We start from the raw sequence: 16,385 nt of genomic DNA, 5'->3' as shown, positions 1-16,385 counted from the left end.
GGGACGTGAACGTGCTAGGCAGATCAGATGACCGATATCCGCGAGATCGACGCCGGCGTCGCGATGACCAGGTTCGCCCGTGGCTGGCACTGCCTGGGGCTGGCCGAGACCTTCCGCGACGGGCGACCGCACGGTATCGAGGCGTTCGGTTCCAAGCTGGTGGTCTTCGGCGATACCGGCGGTGCTCTGCACGTGCTCGACGCGTACTGCAGGCATATGGGCGGTGACCTCTCCCGCGGTTCGGTCAAGGACGACAACCTGGCCTGCCCGTTCCACGACTGGCGCTGGCGCGCCGACGGACGATGTGCCCTGGTGCCCTACGCCAAGCGGACACCGCGGCTGGCGCGCACCCGCGCCTGGGAAACCCGCGAGGTCAACGGGCAGTTGCTGGTCTGGCACGATCCGGAGGGTTCGGCGCCGCCGGCGGGACTCCTGCCGCCCACGATCGAGGGTTATCCCGAGGGCCGATGGTCGCCGTGGCAGTGGAACTCGGTGCTGATCGAGGGTTCACATTGTCGCGAGATCGTGGACAACAACGTCGACATGGCGCATTTCTTCTATATCCACCACGCCTATCCGACGTTCTTCAAGAACGTCATCGAGGGGCACACCGCCAGTCAGTTCATGGAGTCCAAACCCCGGCCCGATTACATCGCCGACCCCGAAAAGCTCTGGGAGGGAACATATCTGCGTTCTGAGGCCACCTACTTCGGACCGGCATACATGATCAACTGGTTGCACAACGACCTGGCGCCGGGGTTCACCGTCGAAGTGGCGCTGATCAACTGCCACTACCCGGTGTCCCACGACTCGTTCGTCCTGCAGTGGGGTGTGGCGGTGCAGCAGATGCCCGGTCTGCCCGCCGACAAGGCGGCCAAGCTGGCCGGCGCGATGAGCCGATCCTTCGGTGAGGGTTTCATGGAGGACGTCGAGATCTGGCGGCACAAGACCAGGATCGAGAACCCGCTGCTCACCGAGGAGGACGGTGCGGTCTATCAGCACCGCCGCTGGTATGAGCAGTTCTACGTCGACGCGGCCGATGTCACCGCCGATATGACCGACCGGTTCGAGCTGGAGATCGACACCACCCACGCCTACGGGATCTGGGCCGAGGAGGTCGCCGAGAATCTGGCCGGGCTGGCGCAGGCGGGTGGCGGTACCACCGCGCAACGGTGAGCGAACCGGCCAACGGCCGTGTCTTTGCCCACCCGACCTGGTCGCCGGTGGCGGGTGTCGGGTCTGCATGGTGAACTAGGTCGGCTAACGTCACGGGGATACCCCGGCGTCGAGTGAAAGGGCTGACGAGGTTGAGCCTGCAGGCGGCGCCACCTGGCGATGCGGTGCGGTGTTCGCTGCGTGGCATATCAGCAATTGACGCTTTTGGTAAATTCCGGGGCGTCCGGATGCATCGCCGCGGTCGGCGTGCCGGCTACTCAGGAGGATTCGTTCGTGTCTGACGACCGCAGCGGAGCCCCGCGGCGTTTCGACGGTGTCGACGGCCCGCGGGTGGCGATCGCACACGACTACCTCACCCAGCGGGGCGGCGCCGAGAAGGTGGTGCTCTCGATGAGCAAGGCCTTCCCCGACGCACCGATCTACACGCTGCTCTACGACCCGGCGGGCACCTATCCGGAGTTCGCCGAGCGCGATGTGCGGGTGTCCCCGCTGAACCGGATGTCGCTGTTCCGCAAGCACCACCGGGCCGCGCTGCCGGTGCTGCCGTTCGCGGCCAGTGCGATGTTCATCGACGCGGATGTCGTGGTCACCAGCAGCAGCGGCTGGGCGCACGGTTTCCGCACCAACGGTGCCAAGCTGGTGCACTGCCATACCCCGGCGCACTGGCTCTACGCACTGGAGCACTACCTCAAACCCGACGGCGACAAACTCAAACGCGCTGTGTTGAAGGTCGGCTCGCCGGCGCTGCGGTCATGGGATCAGCGCGCCGCCACCACCGTGGACCGCTACCTGGCGGTCTCGACCGCCATCAAGGACCGGATCCGGACCGCCTACGGTATCGACGCCGGCGTGCTGCCGTCGCCGATCTCCATGCGCCCGGATGCCCCCGCCGAACCCGTGCCCGAGGTGGCGCACTGGCTCACCGATGGCGGCGAACCCTTCTATCTGTGCGTCTCTCGCCTGATGGCCTACAAGAACGTCGACGCCGTCATCGGGGCCTTCGCCCACACCGACCGCCGGCTCGTCGTCGTCGGGCACGGACCGGAGGCGGCCCGGCTGGAACGGCTCAAGACGCCCAACGTGGCCCTGCTGTCGGCACTCACCGACGGACAGATGGCCTGGCTGTATCAATCCTGCCGGGCACTGATCGCGGCCAGCTACGAGGACTTCGGGCTGACGCCCATCGAGGCCGCGGTATCGGGCAAGCCCAGTGTGGTGCTGCGGTGGGGCGGATTCCTGGACACCGTCGTCGAAGGCAGCACCGGGGTCTTCTTCGACCGACCCGAGCCCGCCGCCATCGCCGAGGCGCTGGATCGCTTCGAAGCCGGCGAGTTCGACCCCGACCGGTTGCGGGCCCACGCCGAGCGCTTCACCGAGGCGCGCTATGCGGAGTCGCTGTACGCCGCCGTCGACGAGATCGTGAATCCGAACCAGGTGACACCACGGCCCTGATGGCTATGGTGGACGCGCAATCGCAAAGGAGCACATACCCATGACCGGAGTACCCGCGTCGGCTGATCCGGAAGACGTTGCCCGCAAGCTGGCCGCCGCTCCGGCGCTGCACATGCCACCGCCGCCGGAGTGGATCCTCGACGAGAACAACCGCGTCATCGACTACAAGATGCAAGGGATGACCCGGTTCCGCAAGATCCGCAACCGGCTCGGTGAGTTGTTCTTCAACAGCTTCATCACCTACATCCCCTCCCACACCATCCGGCAGGGCTACCTGCGGCTGATGGGTGCGCGGATCGGCAAGCGGTCGTCCATCCTGCGCGGCACCACCGTGCTGGACATCGAATTCCTCACCGTCGGCGACGGGGTCGCCATCGGTTTCCGCTGCCTGCTGGATTCCCGCGCCGGGCTCTACATCGGCGACAACGTGACGATCGCCAGTGACGTGCACTTCATCGGCGGCGGCCATGACATCAACCATCCCGACTTCCTGCCGGTGCCGATTCCGACCGTCGTCCAGGATTACGTGTGGATCGCCAGCCGCGCCATGGTGTTGCCGTCGCTGATCGGCCGGGGTGCGGTGGTGGCCGCGCATGCGGTGGTGAACAAGGATGTCGCCGAACTCGACATCGTCGGCGGGGTGCCCGCCAAGGTGATCGGCAAGCGGCCCGCCGAATCGTTGGGCTACACCAACAATCACCGCCCACTGTTCTACTGATGTCGGCCGGCTCGGAGTCGTTCCCCGATCACCGGCTCGTCTTCGTCGCCCCGGACGAGGGGCAGACCGCGGTCGGGGACTATGCGCAGGACCTGGTGACCGCGCTGCGGCCGCATTTCGGTGAGATCGTCGAGTGCCGCACCGCAGGACCGGGTTCGGACACCCTTGCCGATATCCGGCGGCACCGCACCCGGGTGCGCAGGCTGATCGCCGACGGCCCGCCCGGGCGCACACTGGTGCACGCCGAGCTGTCCACCGGGGTGCTGCCGACGTTCTGGGCCACCGCCGGTATCGACGATGTGCCCGTCACCGCCACCATCCACGATCCGCCCCAAGGGTTGTGGTTCCTGGCGCGCACGAAGTTCATCGCGTCGTCTCGGCTGCTGACCCATGGCATCCACTACCCGCTGCGCCCGCTGTCCCGCGCCGTCGAGGGGCGGGTGCATGCCGGCCGCACGCTGATCGCGCTCACCGAGACGGGGCGGCAGTCGATCGCGCGCACCTACCCGGACACGTCGACCTACTGCGTGCCGCACCTGGTGCGCAGCCGTCCCGCCATCGCACCGGCCCAGGATCGTCCGAAGGCCGTCGGCTTCTTCGGATTCGTCTACCGCGGAAAGGGTTTCGACCATATCGCCCGGATCCGCGAGCTGCTGCCCCGCGACATCGCGATCCGCGTCGCCGGTCGCGGCACGGAGGAGCTGCCGCGGGCCGAGGGCATCGAGATCCTCGGCGGTGTCGACGGAGCGCAGGAGGACGCCTTCTTCGAATCGGTGCGCGCCATCGTCGTGCCCTACGGCAAGCGGCATTTCTACGCCGAGACCTACCCGGCTTCCGGGGTGGTCGCCCATGCCATGGCCTACAGCACACCCATCGTGTGCACCGGCTACGGCGCTTTGGCCGAGCTCGGCACCGACCAAGGCGTGCTCAACGTCGCCCCGCGTGGTGGTGGCGACGATGCCGTGGCCGCCGGACTGGCCGATGGCATCGCCACCCTGCTCAACGATGCCGACCGGTTGACCGAGCTCGGGCGCAACGCCGACCGCACCCGCCAGGAACGGTCGGCCGCCCGCACCGCGGAGGCCTTCGCGCAGATCTGGTCGAAGGTGCTCGCCGAGTGGTCCGCGAGCGGCCGGTGACCGATCCCGCGCAGCCGGCTCCCGCCGGTCCGGCGCCCACCTCGAATCACCTGATGCGCACGCTGTGGGCGGTGTTCTGGCTCTACGGCGGACGCGGTGTCGGACTGTTGTGGACGGCCGTCATCATCGCCCAGCTCGGCATCGCCGATTACGGTCAGTACGGCATGGCGTACGCGGCCTTCTCGTTGATCGGGCCGCCACTGGACAATCCCTTCGCCGTCCGCGCGGTGCGGGAGTCCGAGCAGCGGTTCCTGTCCGAGCGCACCAGCCGCTATCTGCTCGGCGTCACCCTCATGGTGGCCGGCGCGGCCCTGGTCGAGGTCAGCTACATCGCCTGGTTCGGGTTGTTCGTCGCGGGCGGCGAGATCGTGCTGAAGGCCTACCAGAGTCATTGGGCCCGCGACGGTCAGCCCCAGCGGGTCGCCCAGCTCGACACCATCCGCCAGGTTGCCAGCGTGGCATGCGCTGCAGGGTATGTCTTCCTGGCCGACCAGCCCACCTTGCACATCGCCAGCCTGTTCCTGGTGGCGCCGTACGTGGTGATCGCCATCGTGGTCGGATTCGTCGTATTACCGCACCGCCCCGGTATGCCGGGGCCGCCGAAGCTGATCGCCATCCTGATCGGCGAGATGCTCGGGCTGGCCGCCTATCTGCAGGGTGATGTGCTGCTGCTGGGCTGGCTGACCGATGACACCACGGTGGGCTACTACGCGCTCACCGTGACCGTGACGATCGCCATCGTCGCCGTCGGCCAGTCCTTCGGGATGTCCTACAACCGGGCACTGCGCGAGGGTGACGGTCACCTCTCGGCGGGCCCGCCGCTGAAGAGCACGCTGATCCTCGGTGCGCTGGCCGGGCTGCTCGTCCTCGTCGTCGGGGTGGTCATGTTGTTCACCCCCGCCCCCAACGAGCTGGCCGCCGCGATGATCATCATGGCGATGTTCTGCGGTATGCGCACCATCACCTCGGTCTTCCAGGCGGTGCTCTATCTGCAGCGCCGCGACACCACCCGACTGGTCGCCAACCTGAGCCTGCTCCCGGTCAAGCTCGGCCTGGTGGCGTTGCTGGCCTTCGCCGGCGCTGTCGGCGCGGCGATCGCCACCGTGATCGCCGATGCGCTGCTGCTCGGCATCTACGCCTACATCCTGTACCGCAGGCCGACAGGCAGGACGACATCATCATGACCGCCGCAGCCACCAGGGCCGTGTTCCTGCTGTCGAAGGATCCGGTCGCCGACCACGGCGGCGACGTCGAGCTGTCCCGGTTGGTGATCCGGCTGGCGGCCGATTCCTGCGAGGTATCGGCCATCTGCCTGTCCCATGAGCCTGCGGGCACGGTCGAGACCGAGCTGGTCGCCGGCGGGATGACACTGGTGCGGGTCGGGAAAACCGGTGTGCAACCGGTGCGGTTGCTGGTCGACACCCTGCGCACCGGCCGCAGCCTGACCCACGCCCGGTTCGACAGCGATGCGCTGGTGGCGGCCATCTCCGCGGCCACCGCCGACGTGTTCGTCGCCGAGCACAGTTACATGGCCGAATCATTCCTGCGCAGTACCCAGGTCGGCCGGGCGCGCCTGGTGGTCAACACCCATGTCAGTGAATCTCTGGTGTGGCGCGCGACCCGAGGGCTGCTGGGCAGGCAGCAGGAGGGCCGGCTGTTGGGTGACGAACTGCGGGTGGCTCGGGCCGCCGACGCGGTCGGCACCTACGACGCCGACGAGGCCGAGTTCTATCGGGCCAACGGCGTGCCGTCGGCGCGATGGCTGGACCTCACCCTGCCACCGGCGACGCAGGTGCCGGTGGCGTCGACCCCGCGCCGGCTGGTGCTGATGGGCACCAGGGATTGGCCCCCGAACCAGGAGGCCTTCCTGACCGCGCTGCGGTTGTGGCCGCGGATCGCCGCTGGGATCGACGGCGCCGAGCTGTGCATCATCGGCGCCAAAAAGTCGGGGAAGGCCGGAGACCCGGTCTATCCCGACGGGGTACGCGATCTGGGCTTCGTCGACGACCTCGGCGGTTTCCTGGCGACCTGCCGCGCGATGATCGCGCCGATCAGCACCGGCGGCGGTGTGCGGGTGAAGATCCTGGACGCGGCCAGGATGGGGCTACCGGTGGTGGGCACCACCGCGGCGGTGGGCTCGCTGGCGCAGCTGCTGGAACTGGGCACCCATGACGACGACGATGACTTCGTCGCGGCCTGCCGGAGTTTGCTGTTGGACGTCGAGCAAGCGCGTTCGGCGGGTGAGCGGCTGTACGCCCGTAACCGCGAATTCTGGGACCAGCGCCGTCCGCATCGCGCGGTGTCGGCGCTGCTCGGCTAGCCGCCTGCCGTCACCGGGACCGGCGCGTCCTGGTGTTTTCTGGCCTGCTCGATCCGCGCGGTCAGCTCATCGGCTTCCCGGTTCTCGGTCCGCAACTGATCGGCATAGACCAGGAAGACCAGGAAGATCGTGTACAGGAAGACGATCTGGGGGATGATCACCACCGGGTGATCGAGATTGAGCGCCACGAACGAAAACCCGATGAATACGCCGCCATAAACCGCGCTCGGAAGTGAATTTGCCCGCAGCAGCCGATAGCCGATGAAGCAACCGATAGCGACGACGGCCAGGAAAGCGATTCCGACAAAAATGCCGCCGCGGTGGATCGCGATCAGCGGCGCGTTCGACACGAAGTTCTCCAGGAACGCGTAGGCGCCGTCCTTGAACTCGCGTTGTGACCAACCCCACCCGAACAACCAGTGCCCGTCCATCCGGCCGGGGAACTCGCGGATCGAATCGACGCGGTCGGTGGCCCCGGCGTCGTTCTCGCTGAGCGTCCCGAGTAATCGGGTGCGCACCGAGGGCACCATGAATGCACCGACCACGGCCAGGGTCATCGTGCCGATGAGCAGCTGGCGGTCTCGGGCCCGCATCGGGTGGAAGATGAACACCAGAACAACACCCACCAACACCGTGACGATGGCGGATCGACTCAGCGTCAGGGCAATTGCCGCGCCGATGATCCCGACGATCAGCACCCGCCGCCACCCCGCGAACACGATCATGGCGACGACGAACGAGATCACCAGCCCGATGCCCGCGGCATTGGGATCCAGCCACAGGCCGCCGAGGCGGCTGAATGCCTGACTGTCGGCGGCGACCTGAAAGCGGTCCGTGCGAGGCACATTGGTCGGCGTGCCGCCGGTGAAGAAGAACCGCTCGGTGTTCGCCACGGCATACCCGAAGATCCGAAACGGTTGCAGCAGAATCTGATTCGATCCCATGAGGATCGACGCGATGCCGAACGCGGCGTTGAACGCCGCGGCGTAGGCGAAGATCCGGCCGAACTTGGCCAGGTGCTCGCGCGGCAGTGCGAGGATGGCGAAGAACGCGCCGGTCGCGATGGCCCATTTGGTGTAGTCGAGGATGTTCACGATCGAGGAGAACGTGACGATCATCGAGATGCCGGACACGATCACCAGCACCAACACGGCCTTGGCCAAGGTGCTGCCCAGCACCGGGAAACGCTTGGCGGCGTTGGGATGGATCAATGCAGCCATCAGCGCCCCGCCCGCGAACGGGAGATACAGCGGAAGGTGCACGCCGGGGAAATAGCCGAACGGCAGCGTGCCGATGGCCACCGCCATGCCCCAGTACAGCCACAGCGGATGTCGCAGGCCGATGTAGAGGCCGACCGACATGGCGATCAGTGCCGCGATGGCCATGATCGCCGGCTTGCCCGCGAGAGCGACCGCGGTCGCCAACAGCACCGTCAGCGCAATGATTGCCGCGCCGAGCAGCACACTGCCGCGTGACGGCGCGCCGAGTTTCATTGCGGACTCGTCTTCATTGCGGAATGATCCTCACGGCTTTACTGCACCGTTGTTGCATTTAACTATCCTTGCATCGGTTTCGCTGGCGCCGCCACCTAGGGTGCCAGCCGCAAACTGGGCGGCTGCTGTAGTTGACGCTATCGTTGCATTGTCGTGGCGATCCAGAAGCGAATGGAGTGCTCCCTTGGCCGTCGGTGATTACCTGCGAATCTTTCGCCGGTTCTGGTGGGTAGTCCTGCTGGCAACGCTCATAGGTGTTGCTGTGGGGTACGCCACCATGTTCATGTCGACGACGCAGTACTCCTCGACAACCCGGTTGTTCGTCACCACCCAGAGCGGTACCTCGGTCGGTGACGCCTACCAGAACAACCTGTTCTCCCAGGAACGGGTGTTCTCCTATGCCGGGCTGGCCACCAGCGACCAGGTCGCGGCGCGGGCCATCGCCCAGCTCAAGGCGCCGATCTCGGTCGACGAACTGCGCGCCAAGATCACCGCGATGCCGCTGCCGCAGACCGTGCTGCTCGACATCACCGCCACCGATCCCGATCCGGCGGCCGCTCAGCGCTACGCCAACGCGGTGGCCGACCAACTGGTCAATGTGACCGCCGAGCTGGAGACCTCCCGCCGCGGTGGTGAGGCCGCCGCTGCCGCCGTGCTGGTCGACGACGCCAGCTACGGCACCAAGGTCGAGTCGATGGGTTTGCCCATCCGGTTGGCCGCGGGCGCGGTCGGCGGTCTGGTACTCGGCGTGCTGGTGGCGGTTCTGCTCGGCATCTCCGACAGCAAGGTCCGTCGCCGCGAGCGCATCGAGGACGTCACGGGTGTGCCTTTGCTGGGCACCCTGGTCGCCGACGCACACGACCGCACCGGGGTCATCGACCTGGAAGCCGGGGGACTGGCGGTCGAACGGCTGCGCGAACTGCGCACCAACGTCCAGTTCGCCCGCAACGCCCACGGCCAGCACCCGCGTGTCATCGCCGTGACCAGCCCGTCCCCGCAGGACGGCCGCTCGACCACCGCGATCGACCTGGCGGCCTCCTTCGCCGAGGCCGGGCACTCCGTGGTGCTGGTCGACGGTGACCTGGTCAAGCCGGATCTGCCCGAGTTGTTGGCCCTCGACAGTGCCGCGGTCAAGCAGGCAGGCACCAAGGGGTTCAGCACCCTGTTGGCCGGCCAGCACGATCTGTCCGAGTCGCTGATCGAGGTGCCCGGGTCGCGGGTCGCGCTGTTGCCCGCCGGGCCGGTGCCGTCGGTGCGCCGCGATCTGTGGGGAGATCAGCGCACCTCGCGAGTACTGGAGCTGCTGCGCGGGCACTTCGAGTACGTGATCATCGACACACCGCCGCTGACCAAATACGCCGACGGGACGGTGCCCGCCGCGCTCGGCGACGGTGCGCTGGTGCTGGGTCGCATCGGTCACACCAAGGCCTCGGCGTTGCGTCAGGGTGTGACCGCGCTGCAGACCGCGCACGCCACCGTCCTCGGTGTCGTCGCCACCTTCGAACCCGGGCACCGGCGGGAGCTGTCCGCCGACCGCAAGCACGGTGGGGCGGCGGCGGGATCGGCCAAGACCGGCGATGCGCGCGATACCGACGACGAGACCGCCAAGGCCGAGTCCCCGGCCTCGGCCAAGAGGTAGGAGTGGCGCCGAGCCCGTTCCGCGGCGCGGCTGCGCTGTGCGCCCTGGTCGTGCTGGTCACGTCCTGCGCGCCGGCGGAACCGGCACCCCCGCCGGAGGCTGCGGCCCCGCCGGCGATCAAGACCTTCACCCCGCCGTTCGACGGTAAACCCCGGCTGCCACCACCCGATATGACCGATGACGGGCCGGGCTCGCTGATCTCGGTGGAACCCATGTCGGGTAGCGAGTTGCTCAACCAGGACGACGCCACGTACATGCGGGTGGTGTACCGGTCCACCTCCGGCGTCGACGGCCAGCCCACCGAGGTATCCGGCGCGGTGGCGATCCCGCCGGGCGACCCGCCCAAGGGCGGCTGGCCCATCCTGGCGTTCGGGCAGGGCACCAAGGGTGTGCTCAACAAATGCGCCAGCAGTCTGTACAGCAGCCTGCCGCTGAACGCCTGGACCATGTCGGTCTTCGTGCGGGCCGGATTCCTGGTGACCGTCTCGGACTTCCAGGGCGCCGGCGTCGAGGGCTATCAGCACCCGTTCCTCAACGCCAAGACCTACGGGTACAACGTCATCGACTCGGTGCGCGCCGCCCAGCGCATCGGCGCTCCGACCACCGGCCGCTGGCTGGCCTACGGCCACTCCGCGGGTGGGCTTGCTGTCTGGGCGGCGGCCGAACAGGCGCCCACCTACGGCCGCGGCCTGGATCTGCTCGGCACGGTGGCGATGGCACCGGCAGCCGATATGGCCGGTCTCGCCGACGCGGCGTGGAACGAGACGCTGACCCCCGACCAGCGGGTCACCCTGGTGTTCGCGCTGCAGTCGCTGAAGTGGTTCCACCCCGAGATGAACCTCGACAATTACCGTCGCGGTGTCACCGCGCAGAACTGGGATGCCCTGCTGGACTGCATCCCGCCCAACTTCGACGATATCGCCAGGGTGCGCGCCCTGATGACCAACGAAGACCTCAAACCGGCCACCTACGAGGACGTGGTGTGGTTGCGTGACCGGCTCGCCGAGATCGCGGTGCCCCAGGCGCCCAACCTGACGCCGATGGTGGTCGGCTACGGCACCCAGGACATGCTGGTCAACCAGGCCTGGTTCGAGCAGGCCCTCGACCGCGCCTGTGCCATGGGCAGCTATATCCAGATAGAGAAGGGCGTCGGCAAAGGGCACGCCGACCTGGACAGTGGTTTCACGCTGCCCTGGTTGATGGATCGACTCGACGGGGCCGATCCGCCACCGAATGATTGCCTGAGCCGAAATTGAGGGCGCCGGTCGACGTCCCGCGGGCTCGGGACTATCTGACGATCCTGGCCAGGGGCTGGGTCATCATCCTGCTCGCCACGCTGCTGGCCCCCGGCGCGGCCTATGTTGTGCAGAAACTGACCTTCGATAAGGGCTACACCGCGTCGGCGCTGCTGTTCGCCCAGGTCGCAGGCGATCCCGGGACCTACTCCGCCTACGCGGGCGGGCTCGGTGCCAACGCCCGCATGGCCACGTACTCCTCGCTGGCCCAGTCGCGGGTGATCAGCCAGCGCGCCATCGACGAGACCGGCCTGCCGATGACCGCCGAGCAACTGGCCGCCAGCACCACCGCCACCTGGGAGCCCTACGGCATCAACCGATTCGGCATGCCCAGCTCGGTGCTGCTGCGGGTGACCGTCTCCGGTGCCGACCCCGATCAGACCGTCACGGCCGTCAATGCGCTGGCGGTCAATCTGGCCAAGCTCTCCGGGGAGCTGGAGTGGATCCAGGCCGAACCCACCGACGCCATCCAGTACACCGGTCCGGTCGCCCAACTCGTGCCCGTCGACGCCGCCGCGGCCGCCCACAAGGTGCAACCCGATGTCACCAACACCCTGATCATCGCCGCTGGGGTCGGTTTCGCGCTCAGCGCGGTGCTCGTGCTGGCCGTCGGTATCGCTCGCGACAACGTGCTGACCCGCGGCCAACTGGTCGACGTCGTCAACGGCACGATGTCCACTTGAGTCCGAGGAGTTTCTGAGTTGGTGCCCAAGAAGATGCTGGCGAGCTCGGTGCTGGCGGTCGCGTTGGTGGTCGCGGGGTGCGCGGGACCCCAGACCCCACCGCCGGGGCCCCAGGCGACCGAGATCCAGCTGCCCGCAGACTATTCCGCGGACGGGCCGGGCGCGCTGGTCAGCGCGACCCGGCTGCCGACCGTGGATCGCCGACTGCTGCGGATCACCTCGATCGCCGCGCGCATCTCCTACAACTCGACCTCCGGGGTCGACGGCAGTCCGCAGGTGGTCACCGGCAGTGTGTTCGTCCCGGACGGCACTCCGCCCGAGGGCGGCTGGCCGACCATCGTGTTCGGGCACGGCACCACCGGCGTGCTCTCCGAATGCGGCCCCTCGCTGTCGCCGACGCTGCTGGGTTCCGTCGATGCCATCCGGGCGCTGGTCACCCTCGGTTACGTGATGGTCGTTCCCGACTACCAGGGGCTGGGCAACACCAACAGCTACCACCCGTACCTGGATGCCACGACCGCCGGATACAACATGGTCGACGCGGCGAGCGCGGCCAAGCATCTGGTCCCGGACATGTCGGATCGCTGGGTGGCCTTCGGGGTGTCCCAGGGCGGGCAGGCGTCCTGGGCGGCCAACGAGGTGTTCAACACCTACGGCGCCCGCGACACCCGGCTGCTCGGATCGGTCAGCGTGTCCCCGGCCGCCGATATCACCGGCCTCGCCGACATGGCCGCCGCAGGCACGCTCTCGGCCCAGCAGCGCATCGCGATGGTGCTGATCCTGTCCTCGCTACAGAACGCGCACCCCGATCTGAATCTCGACGACTACCGGCGCGGTCTGGTCGCCGAGAAATGGGATCTGCTGGCGGGTTGCTCGGTCGACGCCACCGAGGAACGGCTGGAGGTGGCCGAGAAGATCCCGCCGGAGGATCTGCGGCCCGCGACCCCGGAGGCCGTCGACCGGTTGCGCGGATACCTGCAGCAGATGAGCGGCCTGCCCAAGGCGCCGGCCGCGGCCCCGATGTTCGTGGTGCACGGCGACGCCGACGATGTGGTGCCGGTGGCCTGGACCTCCGAGGCCGTGCAAAGAGCCTGCAATATGGGCGACACCGTGGCATCGTTCATCGCTGGTGGCCGCGGACACGGCGATTTCGATCCCATCGTCGCGTTGGACTGGATCATCAAGCGGTTCGCCGACGCACCCGCCGACAGCACATGCAACGTCGAGGGCGGTCCGTCGATACTCAAGAGTGTCTGACGGGCCCTGGCCGATGCAGGAACCGAACCTCGAACGTCGCTCGACCGGAGAACGCTCATGACAGATACCAACGCGGCACGCGGTGAGGCGCCTGCGCCGGCCATCGAGTCCCAGGTGGTCGCCAGCTCACCGACCCAGACCCGGATCATCGGGCTGGACGGCATACGCGGTCTGGGTTGCCTCGCAGTCGTCGTCGGCCATGTGGCGTTGGCCTACTCGCCGGTCACCCACGACAAGGCGTTCCTGGGCGTGCTCGGCCTGGCGCTCATCCTGTTCTTCGTCCTCAGCGGTTTCCTGCTCTTCCTGCCCTATATCCGGCGGCTCACCAAAGACCGGTCGGCGGCCGCGATGCCCGACACCAAGCAGTACGCGCTGCACCGGATCTTCCGGGTGTTCCCCGGCTATCTGGTGATCTTCCTGATCTGTAATTACCTGCTGCAGGTGGCCTACGTCGAGAACTCGGCGATCCAGCCGCACGGCACCGACGCGGGCACCGGGATGATCACCGACCCGTGGGAACTGCTGGCCAACCTGACGCTCACCCAGACCTATTTCCCGGACTATGTGCAGACCGGGATCAGTCCGTCCTGGTCGCTGACCCTGGAGATCGCGTTCTACGCGTCGTTGCCGCTGCTTGGTCTGCTGTTGTTCACACTGCGCAGGCGCACCGACGTCATGCCGCTGGTGCTGGCCTGTCTCGCACCGGTCATCCTGCTGACGATCGGTGTGGTGGGGCGGCTGTTCGCGCCGATGGTGTTCGCCGCGACCGGCGCCGACACCGTGACGATGCAGAACTGGGGACCAACCTGGGCCGCGGTGTTCATGCGCTGTTTCTTGACCAATGCCGACCTGTTCGCCTACGGCATGTTCGCGGCCATCATCTATGTGGCGATCGAGCAGGGCGTGTTCTCGGCACCGGCGGCCAAGCGGATCTATCTGCTGTGCTTCCCGCTGCTGATGGTGTCGTTTGTCGGTGCCCTGGCGCTGACCTTCGCAGGCACCGTATTCGCCACCGCCGGAATCGGTTTCGTCTCCGCGGTGTTCATCGCGATCGTGGTGTTCCCGTTGGCGCGCGGCAGGGATTCGCGGTTGGCCAGGTTCCTCGACGCCAAACCGTTCTACTTCGTCGGGCTGATCTCGCTGTCGGTCTACCTGTGGCACTACCCGATCCTGTTGCTGCTTGGCCGCTACGGTCTGGCCGCCGGCGACTCGTGGGGCGGGATGCTGCGTAACGTGGCAGTGGTGGCCATCGTGACGATCGTCGTGGCGACGATCACCTACTACACCGTCGAACGTCCGGGGCTGGACCTCGTCAAGCGGTTCCGGAAGCGTTGATGCGTCGCAATCTGCTGATCGGCGGTGCACTGGCGGCCGTGCTGGTTCTCGTCGCCGGTGTGACCGTCGCCGTATCGCCGACCGTCCGCCAACAGCTGGGCCTGTCCGACCCGCCCGCGGCCGCCGCCCGAGCGGAGCCGATTCCGGGAGCCGATCTGTCCGGGACCGGTCCGGGATCACTGATCAGCGCGATGACGATGCCGGAGTTCAGTCGCAGCCCGCAGGGCTCGCAGATCAGCGCCGCGCGCGTCGTGTACCGATCCACCGACGGAGACACTGGGGTACCCACCGAGGTGTCGGGGTCGGTCTTCATCCCGCGCGGGAGCCCGCCGGCGGGCGGCTGGCCCGTCGTCGCGTTCGGGCACGGCACCGTCGGTATCGACGAGCCGTGCGCGCCCTCGCTGTCGGCGACGCTGCTCGGGATGACCGATTGGGTGGTCAAACTCACCGATCTCGGTTTCGCGGTCGCGTTCGCCGATTTCCAGGGCCTGGGTGCGCCCGGGGTGCACCCCTACCTGGATTCCCGGACGGCGGGTCTGAACATGATCGACTCGGTGCGCGCGTTGCGTCACACCTTCGATGACGTGTCGGACCGTTGGGCCGCTCTCGGCGGCTCCCAGGGCGGCGGCGCCGTCTGGGCGGTCGGCGAGCAGGCCGGTACCTACGCCCCGGACATGCTGCCCAGCGGCGTGCTGGCACTGGCGCCGGTGGCCGATGTCGCCGGGTTGGTCGACAAGGCCGTCGACGCGACGCTGACCAAGGAGCAGGGCGCGGCGCTGATCCTGATCATCGAGTCGCTGGCCCGCCTGCACCCGGACATCGATCGCGACGACTACCGCCACGGCGTGGCGGCGGCCCAATGGGACACCCTGATCGCCTGTTCCGGCGCGGCGGTGCATGATCGCGAGGGATTCATCGATCAGCTCAAACCCGATGACCTGTCGCCCACCTCACCGGCGGCCGCCGATCGGTTGCGCGGGTACCTGAAGGCATGGGCGCTGCCGCAGCAGCGGCTGGCGGTCCCGCTGTCGGTCGTCTACGGGGGCAGGGACGAATACATCGATCCGCCGTGGACCGAGGCCGCGATTGCGCAGGCGTGTGCACTGGGTGGCAACGTGGTCGCCGATTTCCAGCCCGACAAGGGGCATGGCGATCTCGACGTCGCCGATCAGCTCGGCTGGCTCAGCGAGCGCCTTGCCGGGCAGCCGGCGGCCTCCGGGTGCGCCTGATCCCATTCGCTGCCGGTCCACCCGCCGCCGAGCCGGCCACTCGCCGTCCCACAGCGTGTCCAGGAGCGTGTTTGCGCACTGTGCGGACGCTCGACCGGCCACATCGTCCGTCCGCTGTCCTGGTGCGCGCAGCCCGGTGACGGCGCGTGAGCTGCGTCGCCGGCCGCGGACACGCCGGCGTTGCGCCGCCGCCGGGTGCCGCGAGGGGGGCGGAACCGGCGGGGTTGCCGGAGCCCGATTGCCACGCGGCTAAGCGGGGGTTGTCGCAAGTGTGCGCGGGATCGCATTTTCAGCAATGGCTTTCCGGGTCCGTGACCAGGGTTCGACCGATCTCGGTGCCGATGTAACGCTTCGGCTACCCAGACGAAAAGTCTTCAGTACGTCTTATTAACACGGGCGGTTTACGCTAACTGCCTGGTCAAATAGTCGCGAGCGTCATTTTTGGTCAGCACGGGGGAGTGGCGGCCGCGGGCAAATCAAGATCGTTTGGGCGAGCGAATTTGCGCTCGCGTCAGCCGGTGGCCAGAAATTTGGGCCAAAATGTTGCAAGTATCAGGAAACAAAGCGATAGTCTTATCCAGCACGCAGTGAGTGGTGCAGCAAACGAAGGTGGACGCGCAAGTGACGTTGGTGAGAGAGACGGAAGCGC

At 67.6% G+C, this 16,385-nt stretch carries 13 protein-coding genes; 12 read left to right on the top strand and 1 reads right to left on the bottom strand.

What is annotated here, in order from left to right; all coding sequences use genetic code 11:
* The first annotated feature begins 27 nt into the window (after nucleotides 1–27).
* From G154_RS25275 to G154_RS25250, 6 genes are all read left to right on the top strand, one after another.
* Nucleotides 28–1,176: a Rieske 2Fe-2S domain-containing protein gene (locus G154_RS25275; RefSeq protein ID WP_019514748.1), complete on the top strand. Its 1,149-nt coding sequence runs from the start codon at nucleotides 28–30 to the stop codon at nucleotides 1,174–1,176.
* A gap of 273 nt (nucleotides 1,177–1,449) precedes the next feature.
* Entirely contained in the window at nucleotides 1,450–2,628 is a 1,179-nt protein-coding gene (locus G154_RS25270; protein ID WP_019514747.1) for a glycosyltransferase, read from the top strand.
* A gap of 40 nt (nucleotides 2,629–2,668) precedes the next feature.
* On the top strand, nucleotides 2,669–3,346 hold the full coding sequence (locus G154_RS25265) for an acyltransferase (RefSeq protein ID WP_019514746.1): 678 nt from the start codon (nucleotides 2,669–2,671) through the stop codon (nucleotides 3,344–3,346).
* Nucleotides 3,346–4,485 (top strand): glycosyltransferase, encoded by a 1,140-nt coding sequence (locus tag G154_RS25260; RefSeq protein WP_019514745.1) that lies wholly within the window; start codon nucleotides 3,346–3,348, stop codon nucleotides 4,483–4,485. The genes G154_RS25265 and G154_RS25260 overlap by 1 nt, the downstream gene beginning before the upstream one ends.
* Complete coding sequence (locus G154_RS25255; RefSeq protein WP_019514744.1) at nucleotides 4,464–5,669, top strand: lipopolysaccharide biosynthesis protein; 1,206 nt, start codon at nucleotides 4,464–4,466, stop codon at nucleotides 5,667–5,669. Before G154_RS25260 ends, G154_RS25255 begins: the two co-directional genes overlap by 22 nt.
* On the top strand, nucleotides 5,666–6,805 hold the full coding sequence (locus G154_RS25250) for a glycosyltransferase (protein WP_019514743.1): 1,140 nt from the start codon (nucleotides 5,666–5,668) through the stop codon (nucleotides 6,803–6,805). The genes G154_RS25255 and G154_RS25250 overlap by 4 nt, the downstream gene beginning before the upstream one ends.
* On the opposite strand, the gene G154_RS25245 is transcribed toward G154_RS25250, so the two are convergent.
* Nucleotides 6,802–8,298, bottom strand: coding sequence for an O-antigen ligase family protein (locus G154_RS25245; RefSeq protein WP_019514742.1), 1,497 nt, complete (start codon nucleotides 8,296–8,298; stop codon nucleotides 6,802–6,804). The genes G154_RS25250 and G154_RS25245 overlap by 4 nt on opposite strands.
* Between G154_RS25245 and G154_RS25240 the strand changes: the two genes are divergently transcribed.
* Genes G154_RS25240 through G154_RS25215 form a run of 6 tightly spaced genes read left to right on the top strand, consistent with a single transcriptional unit; the run spans nucleotide 8,183 to nucleotide 15,736 of the window.
* Nucleotides 8,183–9,937, top strand: a complete 1,755-nt coding sequence (locus G154_RS25240; protein ID WP_330218776.1) for a P-loop NTPase — start codon at nucleotides 8,183–8,185, stop codon at nucleotides 9,935–9,937. The genes G154_RS25245 and G154_RS25240 overlap by 116 nt on opposite strands.
* A gap of 2 nt (nucleotides 9,938–9,939) precedes the next feature.
* Nucleotides 9,940–11,193, top strand: a complete 1,254-nt coding sequence (locus tag G154_RS25235; RefSeq protein ID WP_019514740.1) for a lipase family protein — start codon at nucleotides 9,940–9,942, stop codon at nucleotides 11,191–11,193.
* Nucleotides 11,190–11,915 carry a YveK family protein gene (locus G154_RS25230; RefSeq protein WP_019514739.1) on the top strand — a complete coding sequence of 242 codons (726 nt, stop codon included), beginning with the start codon at nucleotides 11,190–11,192 and terminating at the stop codon, nucleotides 11,913–11,915. The genes G154_RS25235 and G154_RS25230 overlap by 4 nt, the downstream gene beginning before the upstream one ends.
* Before the next feature lie 21 nt (nucleotides 11,916–11,936).
* On the top strand, nucleotides 11,937–13,172 hold the full coding sequence (locus G154_RS25225; RefSeq protein WP_019514738.1) for a lipase family protein: 1,236 nt from the start codon (nucleotides 11,937–11,939) through the stop codon (nucleotides 13,170–13,172).
* A 57-nt stretch (nucleotides 13,173–13,229) separates the two neighbouring features.
* Nucleotides 13,230–14,507, top strand: a complete 1,278-nt coding sequence (locus tag G154_RS25220; RefSeq protein WP_019514737.1) for an acyltransferase — start codon at nucleotides 13,230–13,232, stop codon at nucleotides 14,505–14,507.
* On the top strand, nucleotides 14,507–15,736 hold the full coding sequence (locus G154_RS25215) for a lipase family protein (RefSeq protein WP_019514736.1): 1,230 nt from the start codon (nucleotides 14,507–14,509) through the stop codon (nucleotides 15,734–15,736). The genes G154_RS25220 and G154_RS25215 overlap by 1 nt, the downstream gene beginning before the upstream one ends.
* The last annotated feature ends 649 nt before the right edge of the window (nucleotides 15,737–16,385 follow it).

The sequence above is a fragment of the Mycobacterium sp. VKM Ac-1816D genome (assembly GCF_000416385.1).
GTDB lineage: Bacteria > Actinomycetota > Actinomycetes > Mycobacteriales > Mycobacteriaceae > Mycobacterium > Mycobacterium neoaurum_A.
The sequence above is the reverse complement of the archived record's forward strand: the minus strand, read 5'-3'. Positions and strand labels throughout refer to the sequence as shown.

Coding starts and splice junctions, on each gene's coding strand:
- G154_RS25275 (WP_019514748.1), top strand. CDS start 28: ATGACCGATATCCGCGAGATCGACGCCGGCGTCGCGATGACCAGGTTC.
- G154_RS25265 (WP_019514746.1), top strand. CDS start 2,669: ATGACCGGAGTACCCGCGTCGGCTGATCCGGAAGACGTTGCCCGCAAG.
- G154_RS25260 (WP_019514745.1), top strand. CDS start 3,346: ATGTCGGCCGGCTCGGAGTCGTTCCCCGATCACCGGCTCGTCTTCGTC.
- G154_RS25250 (WP_019514743.1), top strand. CDS start 5,666: ATGACCGCCGCAGCCACCAGGGCCGTGTTCCTGCTGTCGAAGGATCCG.
- G154_RS25240 (WP_330218776.1), top strand. CDS start 8,183: ATGGCCATGATCGCCGGCTTGCCCGCGAGAGCGACCGCGGTCGCCAAC.
- G154_RS25245 (WP_019514742.1), bottom strand. CDS start 8,298: ATGAAACTCGGCGCGCCGTCACGCGGCAGTGTGCTGCTCGGCGCGGCA.
- G154_RS25220 (WP_019514737.1), top strand. CDS start 13,230: ATGACAGATACCAACGCGGCACGCGGTGAGGCGCCTGCGCCGGCCATC.
- G154_RS25215 (WP_019514736.1), top strand. CDS start 14,507: ATGCGTCGCAATCTGCTGATCGGCGGTGCACTGGCGGCCGTGCTGGTT.